At 58.3% G+C, this 16193-nt stretch carries 16 protein-coding genes; 6 read left to right on the top strand and 10 right to left on the bottom strand.

The genetic code is table 11. The features are described from left to right. The first annotated feature begins 29 nt into the window (after positions 1 to 29). Positions 30 to 560, top strand: a complete 531-nt coding sequence (locus SIB58_RS09230) for a hypothetical protein (RefSeq protein ID WP_067326733.1) — start codon at positions 30 to 32, stop codon at positions 558 to 560. Here the strand turns inward: SIB58_RS09230 and SIB58_RS09225 are convergent. Further along, positions 499 to 1494, bottom strand: coding sequence for an LCP family protein (locus SIB58_RS09225; protein WP_066909823.1), 996 nt, complete (start codon positions 1492 to 1494; stop codon positions 499 to 501). The genes SIB58_RS09230 and SIB58_RS09225 overlap by 62 nt on opposite strands. A 71-nt stretch (positions 1495 to 1565) precedes the next feature. On the opposite strand from SIB58_RS09225, the gene SIB58_RS09220 reads away from it, so the two are divergent. Next, a complete protein-coding gene (locus SIB58_RS09220; protein WP_197461168.1) occupies positions 1566 to 2600 on the top strand; it encodes an NAD(P)-dependent oxidoreductase in 1035 nt (344 codons plus the stop codon). Positions 2601 to 2633: 33 nt separating this feature from the next. Beyond that, positions 2634 to 4148 (top strand): 4-alpha-glucanotransferase, encoded by a 1515-nt coding sequence (gene malQ, locus SIB58_RS09215; protein ID WP_066909820.1) that lies wholly within the window; start codon positions 2634 to 2636, stop codon positions 4146 to 4148. Here the strand turns inward: malQ and SIB58_RS09210 are convergent. The 4 genes from SIB58_RS09210 to SIB58_RS09195 form a co-directional block, all read right to left on the bottom strand. Next, positions 4112 to 4975 (bottom strand): helix-turn-helix domain-containing protein, encoded by an 864-nt coding sequence (locus tag SIB58_RS09210; RefSeq protein WP_066909817.1) that lies wholly within the window; start codon positions 4973 to 4975, stop codon positions 4112 to 4114. The two genes, malQ and SIB58_RS09210, sit on opposite strands and share 37 nt — an antisense overlap. 7 nt (positions 4976 to 4982) lie before the next feature. Continuing rightward, the gene (locus SIB58_RS09205) at positions 4983 to 5711 is read right to left on the bottom strand and encodes a pseudouridine synthase (protein ID WP_066909814.1); all 729 of its coding nucleotides are present in this window, start codon (positions 5709 to 5711) and stop codon (positions 4983 to 4985) included. Positions 5712 to 5727: 16 nt separating this feature from the next. Beyond that, positions 5728 to 6801, bottom strand: a complete 1074-nt coding sequence (locus SIB58_RS09200) for a sensor histidine kinase (protein WP_231857144.1) — start codon at positions 6799 to 6801, stop codon at positions 5728 to 5730. An 83-nt stretch (positions 6802 to 6884) separates the two neighbouring features. Further along, positions 6885 to 7655 carry a response regulator transcription factor gene (locus tag SIB58_RS09195; RefSeq protein ID WP_066910061.1) on the bottom strand — a complete coding sequence of 257 codons (771 nt, stop codon included), beginning with the start codon at positions 7653 to 7655 and terminating at the stop codon, positions 6885 to 6887. 90 nt (positions 7656 to 7745) lie between these two features. Between SIB58_RS09195 and SIB58_RS09190 the strand changes: the two genes are divergently transcribed. Next, the gene (locus SIB58_RS09190; protein ID WP_414494647.1) at positions 7746 to 8711 is read left to right on the top strand and encodes an RpoD/SigA family RNA polymerase sigma factor; all 966 of its coding nucleotides are present in this window, start codon (positions 7746 to 7748) and stop codon (positions 8709 to 8711) included. 24 nt (positions 8712 to 8735) lie between these two features. On the opposite strand, the gene SIB58_RS09185 is transcribed toward SIB58_RS09190, so the two are convergent. Next, positions 8736 to 9215 carry a hypothetical protein gene (locus tag SIB58_RS09185; protein ID WP_066912312.1) on the bottom strand — a complete coding sequence of 160 codons (480 nt, stop codon included), beginning with the start codon at positions 9213 to 9215 and terminating at the stop codon, positions 8736 to 8738. Between the two features lie 74 nt (positions 9216 to 9289). Beyond that, on the bottom strand, positions 9290 to 10900 hold the full coding sequence (locus SIB58_RS09180) for an ABC1 kinase family protein (protein ID WP_066912309.1): 1611 nt from the start codon (positions 10898 to 10900) through the stop codon (positions 9290 to 9292). 232 nt (positions 10901 to 11132) lie between these two features. On the opposite strand from SIB58_RS09180, the gene SIB58_RS09175 reads away from it, so the two are divergent. Both SIB58_RS09175 and SIB58_RS09170 read left to right on the top strand, forming a co-directional pair. Continuing rightward, entirely contained in the window at positions 11133 to 12530 is a 1398-nt protein-coding gene (locus SIB58_RS09175) for an aminotransferase class I/II-fold pyridoxal phosphate-dependent enzyme (protein ID WP_067325528.1), read from the top strand. A gap of 20 nt (positions 12531 to 12550) precedes the next feature. Beyond that, positions 12551 to 13468, top strand: a complete 918-nt coding sequence (locus SIB58_RS09170) for a phosphatidate cytidylyltransferase (protein ID WP_066912306.1) — start codon at positions 12551 to 12553, stop codon at positions 13466 to 13468. Positions 13469 to 13501: 33 nt separating this feature from the next. Here the strand turns inward: SIB58_RS09170 and SIB58_RS09165 are convergent, their stop codons facing one another. From SIB58_RS09165 to SIB58_RS09155, 3 genes are read right to left on the bottom strand one after another with little or no spacing between them, the layout of a single operon-like run. Continuing rightward, positions 13502 to 14131: a DUF2993 domain-containing protein gene (locus tag SIB58_RS09165; protein ID WP_066912304.1), complete on the bottom strand. Its 630-nt coding sequence runs from the start codon at positions 14129 to 14131 to the stop codon at positions 13502 to 13504. A 36-nt stretch (positions 14132 to 14167) separates the two neighbouring features. Continuing rightward, a complete protein-coding gene (locus SIB58_RS09160) occupies positions 14168 to 15067 on the bottom strand; it encodes an alpha/beta fold hydrolase (RefSeq protein ID WP_066912302.1) in 900 nt (299 codons plus the stop codon). Further along, complete coding sequence (locus SIB58_RS09155) at positions 15064 to 16188, bottom strand: iron-containing alcohol dehydrogenase family protein (protein WP_067325185.1); 1125 nt, start codon at positions 16186 to 16188, stop codon at positions 15064 to 15066. Before SIB58_RS09155 ends, SIB58_RS09160 begins: the two co-directional genes overlap by 4 nt. Positions 16189 to 16193: the final 5 nt, after the last annotated feature.

Raw genomic sequence — 16193 nt, 5'->3', positions numbered from 1 at the left:
TCCTCAACCGGTCCTCTTAACGTGCCGAGATGTCTCAGAACCTACTGGTTGTCATCGGTGCCGGTCCTCTGCCTGAGTTGCAGATGTCCGCAGCCTGCAGCTCCCTTGCTGCCGAGTTTGGAGCTGTCCTCATGGAGGAGGGCTGCGGTCTTTCGCCCCACCCACTTCTCTGCGAACTGGATGCAAAAACAAGCGATTCCAGCGCGTTGACCGTGCTCAAGCTGAGCGGTGATGTTGGTGTTGATGAAAGCGGAGCAGGCAGCTGGATCGAAGCTCTCGCGGCCTGGCGAATTCCTGTTCTGATGCTGGCTCAGCCTCGACCTGATGGTCGTTTTGGTGGGATTGTTCCAGCTTCTGTGGCTTTCGCCCGATCGCTCAACCTTTCCCTGCTGGGGTTAGTGCAACTGGGCGGTGAGTGGGATGCTTCTGCACGACGCCATGACGGTCTTCCCTGGTGTGGATGTCTGGAGGGCCCTGATGATGACCCAAGAGGGCTGATCAGTTGTCTGCAGCATCGTCAGGGGGTGTTGGCCAGAGGGGGAGTTTCTGGTCCGGCTTGAGTTCCCGCATCACCTGCTGGCCAGTGCGAGGGGCGAGTTCCAGCTGACTGATCACAGGGGGCTGATCGCTGCTGAGTGCCGCCGCTGTCAGGCTCATGATCTCAGTCGGAGTGAGATCCGTTTCCATCTGCGCGCTTACCTCGCCAATCACTGCGGGCAGTAGGGCGATGGCATTCGGTTGATTCAGCTGCTCGTGAATCCCCTTCAACAGACTCTGCTGCCGAGTGCGGCGTGCCTGATCATTCTTGGGCTGGGGCCTATAGCGCGCAAGTTGTTCAGCTTGGCGACCGTTCAGTGTTTGTCGCCCCGCCTGAAGATTCACGCTGTAGTTCTGGGCCTTGTCCTTGTGCTCATAGGACTGATTGAGAGTGACTTCCACTTCACCCAGTCCATCGACAAGACTGCGAAGTGCCTGTCGCGGAATCACCACAAAGCGGTCAGGTTCCCCCTGCTTCAATCCCACCACTTCAGCGATCACATCGGCTGTGAGGGCCACGCCGCCCAGTGGATAGGCATCAGCCAACGACTGAAGCGTTTTTCGCCCGGGCAGATTCACCGCCAGTTCTGTCGGAAGCTGCAGCACTTGGACGGGTTCGCTGGAGCTGACCTGGACGAGCATCAGGCTGTCGGCATTGGCTGGGCCTTTGGGCGCGGCTTTGTTGTTTGGATCATTGATTCCATCGGCATCGATGCCCACCACCAGCACCATGACCGGACGCTCCGGAAGTGGCGCCAGACTGGCTGGATCATCCGCTGAAGGCGGTTCCGCCGCCATCGGGTCGGGTTTCGGCCAGATCACACCGAGACCTCCAGCGATCAGGCTGGCCCCTGCCACAGCAGTAGCGATTCTCAGAATGGTTCTGAATGGATGGCTTCCGAACCATCGCGTCAATCGGCTCGGTGAAGGATCACCTGTCGGTCCCTCGTCCTTCATTGCGCCGGATCCTCCAGAACTGAGTCGCAGTCTCGCCTTGTTCTAAGCGAATAATGGAAGGTGTCGACTCTATGGCCATGCTTCTGAACGACGGCTTCCGGAATCGTTCGCCAGACAAGGTGCGTGTTGTGGTCTTTGGCGCGACGGGATATATCGGTCGTTTCGTGGTGAAGGAGCTGATCACGCGCGGTTACGACGTCGTGGCTTTCGCCCGTGAGCGCAGTGGTGTGGGCGGCCGCCAAAATCAGGAGAGCGTCAAAGTGGATTTCACTGGTGCGGAGGTTCGGTTCGGTGACGTTACCAATTGCGATTCACTGGCTCGCAATGCTTTCGATCAGCCGGTGGATGTGGTGATCAGCTGCCTGGCCTCACGCACCGGCGGACGTAAGGATTCATGGGCCATCGATTACGAGGCCACTCTCAACACCTATCGGCAGGGAAAGAAGGCAGGGCTCTCGCATTTTGTTCTTTTGTCAGCAATCTGCGTTCAAAAACCTCTGTTGGAATTTCAGAAGGCGAAGCTTGCGCTTGAGGCGGAGCTTCGCGATGGCTGTGATGTGACCTATTCCATCGTTCGCCCGACGGCTTTTTTCAAAAGCCTGGGAGCTCAGGTTGAAAGTTGTCGCAAGGGCGCCCCGTACGTGATGTTCGGAGATGGTGAGCTGGCAAGTTGCAAGCCAATCAGTGAGTCTGATCTGGCGTCCTATCTCAGTGATTGTGTGGTTGATCAAGACAAGGTCAACCAGATTTTGCCGATTGGAGGCCCTGGAGAGGCCTTAAGTGCCCGCCAGCAGGGCGAACTGCTGTTCAAGGCTTTAGGGAAAAAACCCTGGATGATTTCCCTGCCGATTGCATTGATGGATCTTCCTGTTGGTTGTCTCGAATTTTTATCCGGGAAGTTTCCCTCACTTGAAGACACGGCTGAATTTGGAAAGATCGGCCGCTACTACGCTGGAGAGTCAATGCTTGTCTGGGACGAACAGCGTCAGCAATACGACAGTGCAGCGACGCCCTCCTATGGCACCGACACTTTGGAGCAGTTTTTTGAACGCGTTGTGCGTGATGGGATGGACGGCCAGGACCTCGGTGATGCTGCTCTGTTCTGACGTCATGTCGTTGACTTTCAAAGCGAGTCGCGCGTGACAACTGTTTCTCTGCCGCGTCGTCGCGTCGGTGTTCTCCTGCATCCGACAGCCCTTCCAGGTTCGCCTGTGTGCGGAGGTTTAGGAGCTCCTGCCCGCTTTTGGATCAAGGCCCTTGCGCAGCACGGCATCGGCGTGTGGCAATTGCTGCCACTGTCACCGCCGGATGGAACCGGGTCTCCCTACAGCTCTCCATCCAGTTTTGCCATCAATCCCTGGTTGCTGGATGCCAAGGATCTGAGCGATCAGGGATTTCTTCAACCAGGTGATCTGGAGGCTCTTCCCGCTGATGAGGCAGACGGTCTTTCACTGGATTTCTCCCTCGCAGATCGGCGTGCTTCGGCTCTGGCCAGGCAATTGCGCCATTGCTGGGACCAGCTTTCGCACTCCCACCATGCGGCCTTTGATCGATGGCGACGGGATCAATCCCGTTGGCTTCAGGATCACGCTGCATTCCTCGTGCTGCGTGAACAAAACGAGGGACGTCCCTGGTGGGACTGGCCTCAGGAGCTGGCTGTTCACGATCAGAGAGCTTTGGAGAAGTGGCGCCAGGCCAATCAGGATCGTCTTCTGGAGCAGGAGCTACTTCAGTGGCATCTGAGCCTGCAATGGATGCGGCTGCGTGAGCTTGCCCGTGAACTCGATGTGGAGATTCTCGGGGATCTTCCCTTTTATGTGGCCCGAGACAGCGCTGATGTTTGGAGCCATCGCGCATTGTTTTCCATTGCGGCGGATGGAAGGCTGCGAGAACAAAGTGGAGTTCCGCCTGACTATTTCTCCGCGACAGGACAGCTGTGGGGAACGCCGGTTTACAGCTGGCCCCGGCACCGCAGCACAGGATTTCGCTGGTGGAGGGATCGTCTGCGGCGTCAGTGGCAGCTCGCCGACCGACTGAGACTGGATCATTTCCGTGCGTTGGCGTCCTACTGGTCTGTTCCCGGTGGGGAGTCCACGGCCATCCACGGAGCTTGGCGACGTTCTCCTGGTCGTGAGTTGCTCAGCTGTCTGCGTCGGGATGCGGGAGGCCGCTTACCGCTGGTGGCCGAGGACCTGGGGGTGATTACTCCTGATGTGGAGCAGCTGCGTGATCATTTTCATCTACCTGGAATGAAGGTGCTGCAGTTCGCTTTTGATGGCAATCCCCGGAACCCTTACCTGCCGTCCAATATCCATGGCACCGGATGGGTGGTCTATTCAGGAACTCACGACAATCCAACAAGCTTGGGTTGGTGGCAACGGCTTGATGGCGACTCCCGTGCTCGCTTCGCCAGTTGCCTTGATGGCCCGGTTGAGGCCCCCGGCTGGCAGCTGCTGGAGCTGGGCATGGCTTCAACGGCTCAGTTGGTGATCGCACCACTGCAGGACCTGCTGCACCTGGATGATGCCGCCCGCTTCAACACCCCCGGAACGGTCGGAGGCAACTGGAGTTGGCGTCTACCAGTGTTTGACGACTCGCTGGATGGAGCACTTCAGGGCTATGGATTGCGTGCTGAAGTCTGGTCAAGGCGATAGATCCCGGGCTGATTGTTCTGCGCCTTTTGGGGGAGCCCGTCCCAGCGAACATCTCCTGCCGCGGGTGCCGGTTGAACGCTGAGCTGAAGAGGTGGAAGCAGCTGAAGGGTGAGCGTGCCGGTTGCTCCTTTGAGAGAACTGCGATCGCCTCCTTCACTGCTGAGCGTCAGGGTGCTCGGTTGCTTCAGGGTGACCTCAAGCACCCCCGGCAGCAGTTGGTTGTCCAGAAGCTTTGCAACGGAGTCAGCCGTTTGTTGCGACCTGAGCTCGGCAAGCGGGCGCAGGCCTTGCAGGAGCGCATCGGAGTCCTGCTGAAGATTCAGTGGAACAGGAGTGAAGGACTTGGTGTTATCGATCGCCAGCTGTCGTTGCTGTTGATTCAACGCCAGCAGCGACACGCTGATCACAACGATGTAGACGAGGCTCCCCTGCCAGGTGGTGAAAATGTCGATACTTCCCAGAGTGAAGCGTGTCCGCCGCAGATCCTGGGGCAGTCGCTGTTGAAAACAGTCTTCAGGCAGTGCTCCGCTCAGGCTGTTGGGCTCGAGCTGGAGGTACTGCTCCAGTCGGTGCAGCATCGCCACCAGGTAAGCCGGTTCCGGTAGGCGGTCTGCCCAGCCCCGTTCCAGAGCTTCCAGAACCGGTGTGGTGATGCGCACCTCCCGTGACAGATCTCTCAGGCTCAGCCCTCGTTGTTCACGGTGCTGTCTCAGACGTTGCCCAGCCTCGATCAGTGGGACCGCTGTGACCACTTGATCTGTTGCAGTGTCTTCACTCTGACGTCTTCTTCGCCAGCGCCATGGGAGGGAACGTTTGAACAAAGCCATGGCCGAATTACGCCTCACCTGCCTGAGAGCTGATCAGGCTTCGCCATTCTTGCCTGGATAGCTTGCGCCAGCATCCTTCATCAGTGGATCCAAGCGCCAGGCCGCCGATTGCAACCCGCTGTAGGTCCAGAACGGAATGACCGAGCAGCGAGACAATCCTGCGGATCTGTCGGTTGCGTCCTTCTCGCAGAATGACTTCCAGAGTGCTGTGTCCACGCTTGCTGTGGAGCAGTTTCACGCTCGCCGGGAGGGTTCGAGAGCCATCCAGTTCCATGCCTTGTCGCCATCGTTCCAGCTTCGACTGATCCGGTGTCCCGGTCACTGTCACCCTGTAGGTCTTGCTATGGGCATAGCGGGGGTGTGTGAGCTTGAGGGTGAGCTCTCCCTGGTTGCTGAGTAACAAAGCTCCACGGCTGTCGGCATCCAGTCGCCCTACCGGATGCAGTCCTCGCCGGAGCTCGGCAGGAATCAGGTCCAGCACGGTCTCGCGACCCTGAGGGTCATGGCAGCTGCTGATAACACCAGGAGGTTTGTTGAGCAGCAGGACCCGCTCTGCAGTCATCTTGGTTAACGGCGTCCCATCCACACAGATCAGATCCGTTTCGGGATCAGCCTGATCACCGAGTTCTGCCATCGTTCCGTTCACTTCGACCCGGCCCTGACGCAGCAGGTTTTCTGCCTGGCGTCGTGAGCAGTGCCCAGCGGCGGACATCAGTTTCTGAAGTCGCTGGCGCATTCAGCTCGGTTTTGTCTCAGTGCTCACCGCGCGGTAGCAACAGTTCAATCGATGTGCCTCCGTCAGGGTGATTACGGGCCTGAACCCGTCCTCCATGGTTCACCGCAATCTGTTGGACGATGGCTAGTCCCAGGCCGCTGCCGCTTTGGTTGGAGCGGGCACGGGAGGGGTCGCCGCGGTAGAAGCGCTGGAACATGTTGGTGAGATCACTCTCACTCAGCCCAGGGCCATGGTCCCGGACGCAGACAAGCCACCACCCACCACTGGGGAGGATCTTCACGTCAACGGCGCTTCCCTGAGGAGAGAAGCGCAAGGCGTTGTCCAGCAAGTTGAGGACGGCACGATGCAAGCGGCGTTGATCTCCCAGAAGTGGTCCTGGCTCTCCGGTGTTGAGGGAGAGTGTGACCTCTCGCTGATCTGCTAGCGGACGGATGCTGTTCCAGGCGGCCTCTATCAGCTCTTCAAGGATGACTGGTGAGTAGCTCCCCTGCTCGTGAGGAAGGATGTTCTCCAGCCTGGAGAGCTCTAGCAAATCCTCCACCATCAGTTGCAGGCGTCTCAGTTCCTTCTGCAGACGCTCCACAAGAATGCCGTCATCAGCGGACACTGCTGTTTCCAGCCGATCGCTCACAAGCATCAGAGCCGTGAGTGGGGTCTTCAGTTCATGGGCAACATCGCTTACCCAGCGTTCCTGTTGGGCCTGCTGTGCTTCCAGGGATTGTCTGTTCTGGAAGAGCACCAGCAACCATTCGTCCGAGCCGGGCAGAACGATGGCTTCGAGAGGCACACCTTGCTGTTCCCATTCACAGCGTTGCGGCCGTTGTTGATAGCGGACGCTCACGATTGCCTCTTCAAGCTGAGGCACGGTCACAACATCCTCGAGGGCCTGTCCTCGTACGAGCAGATTGCTGGAGAACTGCAGCAAACGTTCCGCTCTTGAGTTGATGAAACCGATCGTCAGATCCGGTGTGAGCACCAGCCACCCTTGGGTGGCTGCATCGATCCAGGCCAGAAGTTGAGCTGTACTCAGCGAGTGACCGGACAAAACCGGAGAGATCTGAGCTGCATGCCGTCGGGCACCGGAGCGCAGATTGAAGCGGTTGTGCAAAACCCAACCGCTCACAACACCGATCGTGATGCCGAGGATGAGCGAAGCCTCTGAGCTCACATCAATCAGCCGAATCGGTATCCGAATCCACGAACGGTTCGGATGTGGTCTGGAGAGGAGGGAGTGGTCTCGATTTTTTCCCGTAGCCAGCGGATATGCACGTCGACGGTTTTGGTGTCTCCGACGAAGTCGATGCCCCAGATCTGTTCCAACAGCTGATCGCGGCTCCAGACACGTTTAGGGTTGCGCATCAGTAACTCCAGAATCTTGTATTCCTTGGGGGCAAGGCTGAGATCCTCGCCATCCCGAGTCACCCTGCATTCCTGGCAGTAAAGACAAAGGTTGCCACGTTCAACGATGTTGTCCCTGCTGGAGGGGTTCGCAATGATTCGCTGCGAGCGTCGCAGCAGTGCCCGGCAGCGGGCCACCAACTCCCGGAGTCCGAACGGTTTGACCAGATAGTCATCAGCACCCACTTCGAGGCCGAGCACTCGATCGGTCTCGCTGTCCCTGGCGCTGATCACAAGGATTGGGGTGGTGTTATTGAGCTTCCTGAGCTCGCGACAGAGATCCAGTCCTCCTAGTCCAGGAAGCATCAGATCAAGCACAAGCGCATCAACAACGTTTGCCTGCGGTTCGGTGAGCATGGCCAAGGCTTCGCTTCCATTTCCGCAGGCAGTCACCTCAAATCCCTCGGCTCTGAGCGCTTCCTTGACGGTCTCCCTGATCGAGGTGTCGTCCTCCACTACCAGAAGGTGAGCAGCACTGACGTTGTTAGAAGCTTCGGAGCTGCTGGCGGTGGCGAAGGTCACCGGGGACTCTTGAGTTGGCCTCATTCTGGCCATAAGTCTTTTCTGTGGGTCGTTAGCGGGAAACGCCTGTAAACGATGGTAAATTAAGAAACGGATAGGTTTCGTAATTAGTCGATGTCGCCCTTGTCCCTGCTACCCGATGCGGACCTGGTGCGTTCCTACTTGCGTGACATCGGTCGTGTGCCGCTGCTGAGCCATCAGCAGGAGATCACGCTGGGTCGTCAGGTGCAGGAACTGATGGATCTGGAAGCCCAGGAAGCGGAGCTGAGTGATCAACGCGGCGGAGAGACTGTGCCAGCGGCGGAGCTAGCCAAGGCAGCAGGGCTGAGTGCGGCGCAACTGAAGCGCAAGCTTCAGGCCGGTCGCCGCGCCAAGGAGCGGATGGTGGCGGCGAATCTGCGCCTGGTGGTGAGTGTGGCCAAGAAGTACACCAAGCGGAATATGGAACTGCTGGATCTGATCCAGGAGGGAACGATCGGCCTGGTGCGTGGTGTGGAGAAGTTCGACCCGACCCGTGGCTACAAGTTCAGCACCTATGCGTACTGGTGGATCCGTCAGGGGATCACGCGTGCGATTGCGGAGAAGAGCCGGACGATCCGTTTGCCGATCCACATCACGGAGATGCTGAACAAGCTGAAGAAAGGTCAGCGTGAATTGAGCCAGGAGCTTGGCCGGACGCCATCGGTGACGGAACTGGCTGGATTTGTGGAGCTGCCTGAGGAGGAGGTGAAGGATTTGATGTGCCGTGCGCGTCAGCCTGTGAGCCTGGAGATGAAGGTGGGCGATGGCGATGACACCGAACTGCTGGACCTGCTGGCGGGTGATGGCGAACTGCCGAGTGAGCAGGTGGAAGGCGAGTGCCTGAAGGGAGATCTGGGCGATCTGCTGGGCCAGCTGCCGGAACTGCAGGAGCGTGTGTTGCGGATGCGCTACGGGATGGACGGAGAGGATCCGATGAGCCTCACGGCCATTGCTAAATCGCTGAAAATGAGCCGTGATCGCACCCGTAAACTCGAACGCGAAGGCCTGGAAATGCTGCGTCGGGGTGATGTGCAATTAGAGGCCTACGTTTTGGCCTGACAGCAGCAAACTGAACGACAGCAATCAGAAGAATTCGTCGAAGTTGTCGAAATCAACCGCCTTGAAGTTTCCAGCCTCCACCTGCGTCATCAATCGCTCAAGCTGAGCCCAGAGTGCGCCACCTGTGAGGATTGAGAGCACAAAGGCACTCAGATAGGCCGCACCTGAAGCAAAGCCGAAAACCTGAAGTGATCCTCCGATAAACAAGGTGACGCCAATCAGGATTCCCGTGTAGCTCATCACGGTTTCAGCATTGCCAAGAGGAAGCAATGGCAATCTGTCTTTCTTCCAGCCATCAAGACGATTCTGAACAAGCCTTGAGAAGGTGAGTCCGCAGGCCAAGCTGATTGCTAAGCCAAGCCCAGCCATGGCATATGGCGGCTGCTGCAGGTTGGCGTAGTCCAGCAGGATGTCATCCATGCTGAGACCGCCGAATGCTTCAGTCAGCAGGTCGATCTGAGCCTGATCGAGCTCGATTGGAGCAGTGTCGGGCGCGATCGACATAAGTCAGTGAGTGAGTCTTTGAATGGCCATTATCGCTGTGCCGCTGCAGGGGTGATGGGCCCGTTCGGCCTGAATCAGGCCGCCAGTGGATTCAGGCGTTGCATCACACCCTCCGCAATCTGTCGGGGTCCAAAGGTCTTTCTCATCAATGCGGTGAGCTCTTTCAGATCCGAGATGTTCAGGCGGTCATCCTTGACCAGGGTCAGCAAGAGGCGCTGACGCAGGTTTCCCCCATCTCGACTCAGCAACAGGCGCAGGCCGGCCCCTGCCACCGGCAGCAGCTCCCCACTGCTCTGACCACCCGAGTAGTTGCCAACGACGTCGAGAAGACTTTCAAGTCGCTCAACGCGCAGACTTCCCTGCTCATCAAAGATCACTTCCATCAGTTTCTCTCGCATTTCCCTGGTGTCGCCAGCGAGCAGTCGCTTGGCCACATAGGGGTAGGCCACCGCGATAATGCGGAAATCGGGGTCAAGTCTTAGAGCAAGGCCTTCCTGGCTGACCACTGCACGAATGATCAGGGCGAAGCGTGCAGGGACTCGGAAGGGGTAGTCGTACATCAATTCCGAGAATCGGTCGGTGATTGCCTTGAAGTTGAAGGAACCAACGGAATCGCCAAGACTGCCTCCCAGCGCATCTTCCAGGGCGGGAATGATCGGCGCCAGATCAGCATCGGGTGAAAGAAAGCCGAGCTCCTGAAAATCCCTGGCAACCGCTTCGAAATCACGATTGATCAGGTGGACAACAGCTCCAGTGAGCGTCAGTCGATCCTGATCACTAATGGAGTCCATCATGCCGAAATCTACGTAGGCCACGTGACCGAGATCGCCACTGCGTCCTGGAAGAGCGAAGAGGTTGCCGGGGTGGGGGTCAGCATGGAAATAACCGAATTCCAGAAGTTGCTGGAGTCCACTGATCACGCCTGTGCGGATCAGAGCCGCAGGATCAAGGCGTTGTGACTTGAGCTCCTGAGGATCGCGAAGCTTGGTGCCCTGGATCCAGCTGGTGGTGAGAACGCGACGGCTTGAAAGCTCTTCGTCAACGTCAGGAATGGTGACCGCGTCGTTGTCAGCGAACAACCTTGAGAAGTGCCGGGCGTTGTCCGCTTCACAGCAGTAATCGATTTCTTCAAACAGGCTTCGCCCGAACTCATCAATGATTTCTCCGAGTCCAAAGCCCAGATTTAGTGGCAGAAAAGGGGCAGCCAGAATTCCCAGACTGCGAATCAAAACCATGTCCCGCCGCAGGATGAAGGTCAGATTCGGTCTCTGAACTTTGACCGCGACCCATCGCTGTGAACCGACGCGGGCCTTGTAGACCTGTCCAAGACTTGCGGCCGCAATCGGAGTATCCGGGAATTCATCAAAAAGCTGATCTGCCGGAGCACCCAGTTCCGTTTCGATCGTGTTCAGCGCGATTGCATGGTCGAAGGAAGGCAGATCGTCTTGAAGTCGTGTCAGCTCATCCAGCCAGTCACGACGGATCAGATCCGGCCGAGTCGAAAGGGCTTGCCCAACCTTGATGAAGCAGGGACCAAGGTTGGTCAGGGTGCGCAGCAGTGTGCGAGCCAGATTGCGCTGAACACGTGGATCTTTGCTACTGCCCCTCAGCAGCAAGCTCAAGAACAGTCCAAGCAGAGCCCAGGAGATCTGGATCAAGCGCGGTATGCCGATCCATGGGCGCATCAAGAGCCATCGGACATCTCGGCCCGGGTTGTAGCGAAGCGAATCCACGCCCAGCAGCGCTAGGGATTGTCGATCTTAGAGAGTTCTCAAGGCTTCACGATGCCTCCGTGTTGCGGAGAGCTGACCGATCAGAACCGCCAGCAGCGGCAGGGATTGCCATGCTGAATCAGGGAAGTCCATCTGAAATGACAGGGCCGGTTATGCCGCTCTCCGTCGTCTGTTGCTTGCGTTCATGCCGTCGCTTCTAGAGCTTCTGCGACCTGATCGACGGCTGGCTTTGCATCTGCCGGTGCATGGACGTGGTGCAGCCCTGCCACCGCGTCTGCGGAGGTTGCTGCGTCAGTCACCGGGTAGCTGGGACCTGCCCGAGTTGCCGGAGATCGGTGGTCCGCTCGAAGCGCAGGGCGCTGTGGCGAGCAGTCAGGCGCGGCTGGCTGAAGTGATGGGTGTTGATCACTGCTGGTTTGGCGTGAACGGTGCCACGGGGCTGCTCCAGGCCGGCCTGCTGGCGATGGCGCAACCCGGAGAGGCTGTGCTGCTGCCTCGCAATGCCCATCGCTCTCTGATCGCTGCCTGTGAGCTGGGCGGCGTGATGCCGGTGTTTCTTCCGGTGCCGTTTTTCTCCGATCGCGGCCACGCCGGTGCGATGACCGTTGAAGGTCTGCGGCAGAGCCTGGACCCCTGGCCTGATCCAGGTCGTCGTATTGCCGGTGCTGTTCTTGTTCATCCCACCTATCACGGCTATTGCGCTGAGATCCGCGAGCTGATCGAGCTGCTCCATGCCAAGGGGTTGCCGGTGATGGTGGATGAAGCCCATGGCACGCATCTGGCTTTTGCCTCAGGTGAGGGTTGTCCTGTGTCCGCTCTTGCCGCAGGAGCCGATCTGGTTGTGCATTCCCTGCATAAATCAGCGCCTGGGCTGGCACAGACAGCGGTGCTGTGGCATCGATCCGAACGGGTGGAGCACGGACGGCTGCAACGTTCTCTGGCCAGACTGCAGACCACGAGCCCCAGTGCTCTGCTGCTGGCCTCCTGTGAGACAACCCTTGATTGGTTGCAGTCCAGCAGTTGGACTTGGTGGTTTGAGGCTCGTCGGGACGAAGCCATCAACCTGATCGATGCTCTTCGCGAGCGGGGAGTGATGCTCCACCCCGGTGATGACCCGCTGCGACTGATTCTTGCAACGGCAGAGATCGGTATCAGCGGTCTGGATGCGGATGACTTTTGTATGCGTCGGGGTGTGATCGCTGAGTTGCCTGAGCCGCTTTGTCTCACCGTCTGTCTGGGCTTCGCCAAGCATCGGGGATTGGCGAAGCGCCTGGCGATGATCTGGGAGGCCTTAGCCCGTGAAGGTGATGGAGTGCCGCTGCCTGTCATTCCTGAGCCGCCATTTCAAAGCCCCTCGATTCCCGAACTCACTCCTGATCAAGCACAACGTCATCCCCATTGCAGGCGTCGATTGGCTGAATGTGCTGATCAGATTGCAGCTGAGTTGATCTGCCCTTATCCACCGGGTGTTCCTTTGCTCATACCGGGAGAGAGAATCTCTGCAGATCGCTGCCAATGGCTCCAGTCTCAGCATCAGCGATGGCCCGATCAAGTGCCCGGTATGGTGAAGGTTCTGGCCTGAAGGGCCCTGGGATCTGACAGGTGATTTCAGACGCCACAACCGGGAAGGCCCAAAGCACGCGGCGAGCTGCCGATCACAAACGCCTCGTCAGCGGGTTGCTGGTGGGGCTGTTCGGGTTAGTGGTAGTGGGTCTGGGAGGTTGGTGGTTCACGATTGCCCTGGGTGTGATTGTGCATCTGGGTTTGCTGGAGTTCTTCCGCATGGCCCAGTTCAAAGGCATGCGTCCAGCCACCAAAACCACACTCGTGGCTTGCCAGCTCCTGCTGATCAGCACCCAGTGGTCTGTTCACGGAGGCATCGCCTCCTCTCTCGCCGATGCGGTTTTGCCTCTTTCCGGTGCTGCAATCTGCGGCTGGTTGCTGTTGCAGCCGATCACCGGTTCGATTGCGGATATTGCCGCCTCGATCTTCGGTCTCTTTTATCTGGGGTTTCTACCCAGTCATTGGCTGCGCCTTCGCAACCTCCAGGCTGTGGACATCGCGCCCCTAGTCGACCACATTTCATGGGACTGGGTCAGCTCCGGCCTGCTGATCACCCTGATGGCCTGCCTGTTGGTGGTGGCGAGTGACATCGGCTCTTACGTCATCGGTCGCCGCTTCGGTCGGCACCCTCTTTCTCCGATCTCCCCTGCCAAAACCATTGAAGGTGCTTACGGCGGACTGGCTTCGGCGCTGCTGCTTGGTGCACTTGGAGGTGCACTGCTGGAGTGGCCCTATGGACCTTTTACCGGCGGTTGTCTTGGTGCGCTTGTAGCTCTCTTCGCTCTGGTGGGTGATCTCACTGAATCGATGATGAAGCGAGATGCAGGCGTCAAGGATTCCGGTGATGCCCTGCCTGGCCATGGCGGGATCCTGGATCGGATCGACAGTTATCTGTTCACACCAGCCGTGGTCTTTTATGTCGTGACCCTGGTGATGCCAGTGATGGCTCGGGGGTGACCCTTGAGGGGTGCCCCTGCAGGGATGAACCGTTCAGGGATGAACCGTGGCATTGCCCTTGATCACCAGCTGACCGCCCTGCAAACGGGCATCATCGATCGTGATGGACTCATCCATCGGCAGAAAAAATTGTCCTTCAGCATCGCAATGGTTAAGCCTGATGGTTCCCCGATCCGCACTGAGTGAAAAGCTGCGCTGCACAGGTTCTTTGCCGGTGATCACATCCGCTGTCAGCACCAGGCGATCGTTGTCGATCGCCAGTGACCTCAGTGGCGTAAGGCCCATCAGCTGTTCAGCCAGTAGATCCGCCAACCATCGCCAGCGATCGGTCGCCAGAGCCTTGTTGAGATCAGTGCCGCCCAGAACCACCTCTCCTTCGATGCTGAAGGGATCTTTGAGCTGCACCGGCTGGTTGGGTTGACCAGGACGAAAGACGGTCTTCAGTGCTCCGGATTGCAACTCGACGCGCATCAGCGGCAGCTGATCGAAACTCACCCTGCGAGCCTCGAGCGAGACACCTTTCAAACGTCCTCTCAGCAGCTCGATGGCGGACCCCTGAAGGGCCAGGTTCAACTCGTCAACCGAGTCGCACTGGTTGCGGATCCAGCGTTGAAGACCACTGGCCAGGATCTGCAGAACGGGGCCGGAGCTGGTCTGGGGCATGGAAGCTGAGCACCACGATGGCGGATCAGGGCCCCATCATCCGATGAGGTCTGATGGACGACTGTTGGAAAGGGTGGATTGGAACCAGTTGAGACAGCGTTCGGCAACCCGATCGGGCTGATCGATGTGGGGAAGATGTCCGCAATCCTCGAACTGTTCAATCCTGTCGTTGAGAATCAGAGCTGCTGCTTTTTTCTGTGGAGCTCTGAGGATCCGGTCATTGTCTCCCCAGATCACGTGCAGAGGCTGATTGGGAAGCGGTGTGCCGCAACCTGCAAAACCGCCACTACGGGCAAAAGCTGCGAGGGCTTCGGCCCATCCCGGGCACTGCAGATGCAGTGAGGCAATCTGCTCTTCCGCGGCACCGACGTTGGCGTCGGGATCGGCAAAGGCCTGTCGACAAAGGCCTCGACGCACTCCCGGGCGACTGAGGAACCAGGCGCCGAAGCGATCTAACACAGGGGGGACAGGCATCGGTCTCCCAGTGAGTCCTGCCGGTGCGAGCAGCATCATTGCCTCGATCCGATGGGGCTGACGTCGTGCCATTTCGACGGCAACGGCCCCTCCCATGGACGCTCCGATCAAGCCGCACTGGGATCCTTTCGGGAGGTGTTCAAGCACCGCATCCAGATGACTCAGCACCTTTTCGGGCCCATAGATCGCTTCAAGGGGTCTCGGTGAGAAGCCAAAGCCAAACAGATCGGGAATAAACAGTTGGAAGTGTTGGCTCAACAACGGGGCCAGACGGCGATATTCCAGGAAACTGCTGTCGAAGCCATGAAGCAGCAACAGAGGAGGACCTTGCCCGACAACAGCGACAGGAAACGAGGCGTCAATGCTGAGTTCGGGCAGATCCCACCACTCGAGATGCTCAGCCAGAGTGCGGGCTTTTGGATCCAGCAGTTCGCTTTTGATGGAATTCAACAGTGCTTTCAAGGCAACACTGGGCTCGTTTCAGCAGCTCCCACAAGAGCTTCCATCAAGGCAACTGGAGTGACTTCGAAGGGGAGATGATGCAGATCAGATCCCTCTCTGCAGGCGAACTGGCAGACCTGCTGCAGTTGATTGAGGCTGGCATGACCTAGCCCCAGGTCATCCAGGCAGACCGGCAGACCCAGTTCGCGTAAGAGACGCAACAGCTGGAGATGGGCCTGCGCAGCCAAACGGTTGCCGCCGAGGCGCTCTTCCAGTCGCAGCTGCACAAGGATGCCAAACCCCACTTTCTCGCCATGCAGAACGGAATGACACGCTTCCAGTTGAGTCAGGCCGTTATGAACTGCGTGAGCGGCGACCGTTCGACAGCGAGCTCCACCGAGACCACCAATAACTCCCGCAGTGAGTCCACAGGCGTCGACAACCCGCCTCCAGGCTTCCCCTCCAGGTTCCTGAATGGCCTCGATGCTGTCGATCAGCAGCTGGTCTCGCAGCACTCTGGCCATTTGCACGGCCTGCTGAATGACCCCGTCACGGCTGGACCCGCTACTGACGGAGGCTTCGTACCACTTGGCAAGCGCGTCGGCGATCCCGCTGGCCAGGGTGCGTGAAGGGGCCTTCAGCAGTAAGTCATGATCAAAAACCAACAGATCTGGGCAGCGCTTGAGCCCTTGATCACATTCAAAGGCCCCATCAGGGCTGTAAAGATTCGAGAGGGCGGTCCAGCCGGCGCAGGTTGCGGCACTCAGTGGAACCGTGACACAGGGGACATCAAGCCTGTCTGCCAGAAGCTTGCCACTGTCGAGGACCTTGCCGCCCCCTGCCGCAATCACTCCATCGCAGGACTGCCTGCTGAAATCGTTCTGAATCCGCTGAAGATCCAGTTCACAGCAATCATGTTCGAGATTCTGCTGAAACACCCGTAGACCGCTTTTGTTGAGTTCACGACAGAGACGGGATCGAATTGACCGCGTGGACTCACTTCTGCCGAGCAGCAGAGGGTTGCGGAAGAGCTTTGAAATTGGCTTCTGAGCCTCATCCCAGGCTCCAGACCCACGTATGACCTGGGCAGGAGCGATGGAATGAACTGAGATTGGGGTTTTGCTGGAGGCTGATTGGATCATCCAGG

Origin of the sequence: Synechococcus sp. MIT S9504 (genome assembly GCF_047497135.1) — a bacterium.
Taxonomy (GTDB): domain Bacteria; phylum Cyanobacteriota; class Cyanobacteriia; order PCC-6307; family Cyanobiaceae; genus Synechococcus_C.
Note: the sequence above shows the minus strand (reverse complement) of the source record. Positions and strands in the feature narration are given on the sequence as shown.

Excerpts from the sequence above, each read along its gene's own strand:
- SIB58_RS09230 (WP_067326733.1), top strand. The coding sequence starts at position 30 with ATGTCTCAGAACCTACTGGTTGTCATCGGTGCCGGTCCTCTGCCTGAG.
- SIB58_RS09225 (WP_066909823.1), bottom strand. The coding sequence starts at position 1,494 with ATGAAGGACGAGGGACCGACAGGTGATCCTTCACCGAGCCGATTGACG.
- SIB58_RS09220 (WP_197461168.1), top strand. The coding sequence starts at position 1,566 with ATGGCCATGCTTCTGAACGACGGCTTCCGGAATCGTTCGCCAGACAAG.
- SIB58_RS09210 (WP_066909817.1), bottom strand. The coding sequence starts at position 4,975 with ATGGCTTTGTTCAAACGTTCCCTCCCATGGCGCTGGCGAAGAAGACGT.
- SIB58_RS09205 (WP_066909814.1), bottom strand. The coding sequence starts at position 5,711 with ATGCGCCAGCGACTTCAGAAACTGATGTCCGCCGCTGGGCACTGCTCA.
- SIB58_RS09195 (WP_066910061.1), bottom strand. The coding sequence starts at position 7,655 with ATGAGGCCAACTCAAGAGTCCCCGGTGACCTTCGCCACCGCCAGCAGC.
- SIB58_RS09190 (WP_414494647.1), top strand. The coding sequence starts at position 7,746 with ATGTCGCCCTTGTCCCTGCTACCCGATGCGGACCTGGTGCGTTCCTAC.
- SIB58_RS09185 (WP_066912312.1), bottom strand. The coding sequence starts at position 9,215 with ATGTCGATCGCGCCCGACACTGCTCCAATCGAGCTCGATCAGGCTCAG.
- SIB58_RS09180 (WP_066912309.1), bottom strand. The coding sequence starts at position 10,900 with ATGCGCCCATGGATCGGCATACCGCGCTTGATCCAGATCTCCTGGGCT.
- SIB58_RS09175 (WP_067325528.1), top strand. The coding sequence starts at position 11,133 with ATGCCGTCGCTTCTAGAGCTTCTGCGACCTGATCGACGGCTGGCTTTG.
- SIB58_RS09165 (WP_066912304.1), bottom strand. The coding sequence starts at position 14,131 with ATGCCCCAGACCAGCTCCGGCCCCGTTCTGCAGATCCTGGCCAGTGGT.
- SIB58_RS09155 (WP_067325185.1), bottom strand. The coding sequence starts at position 16,188 with ATGATCCAATCAGCCTCCAGCAAAACCCCAATCTCAGTTCATTCCATC.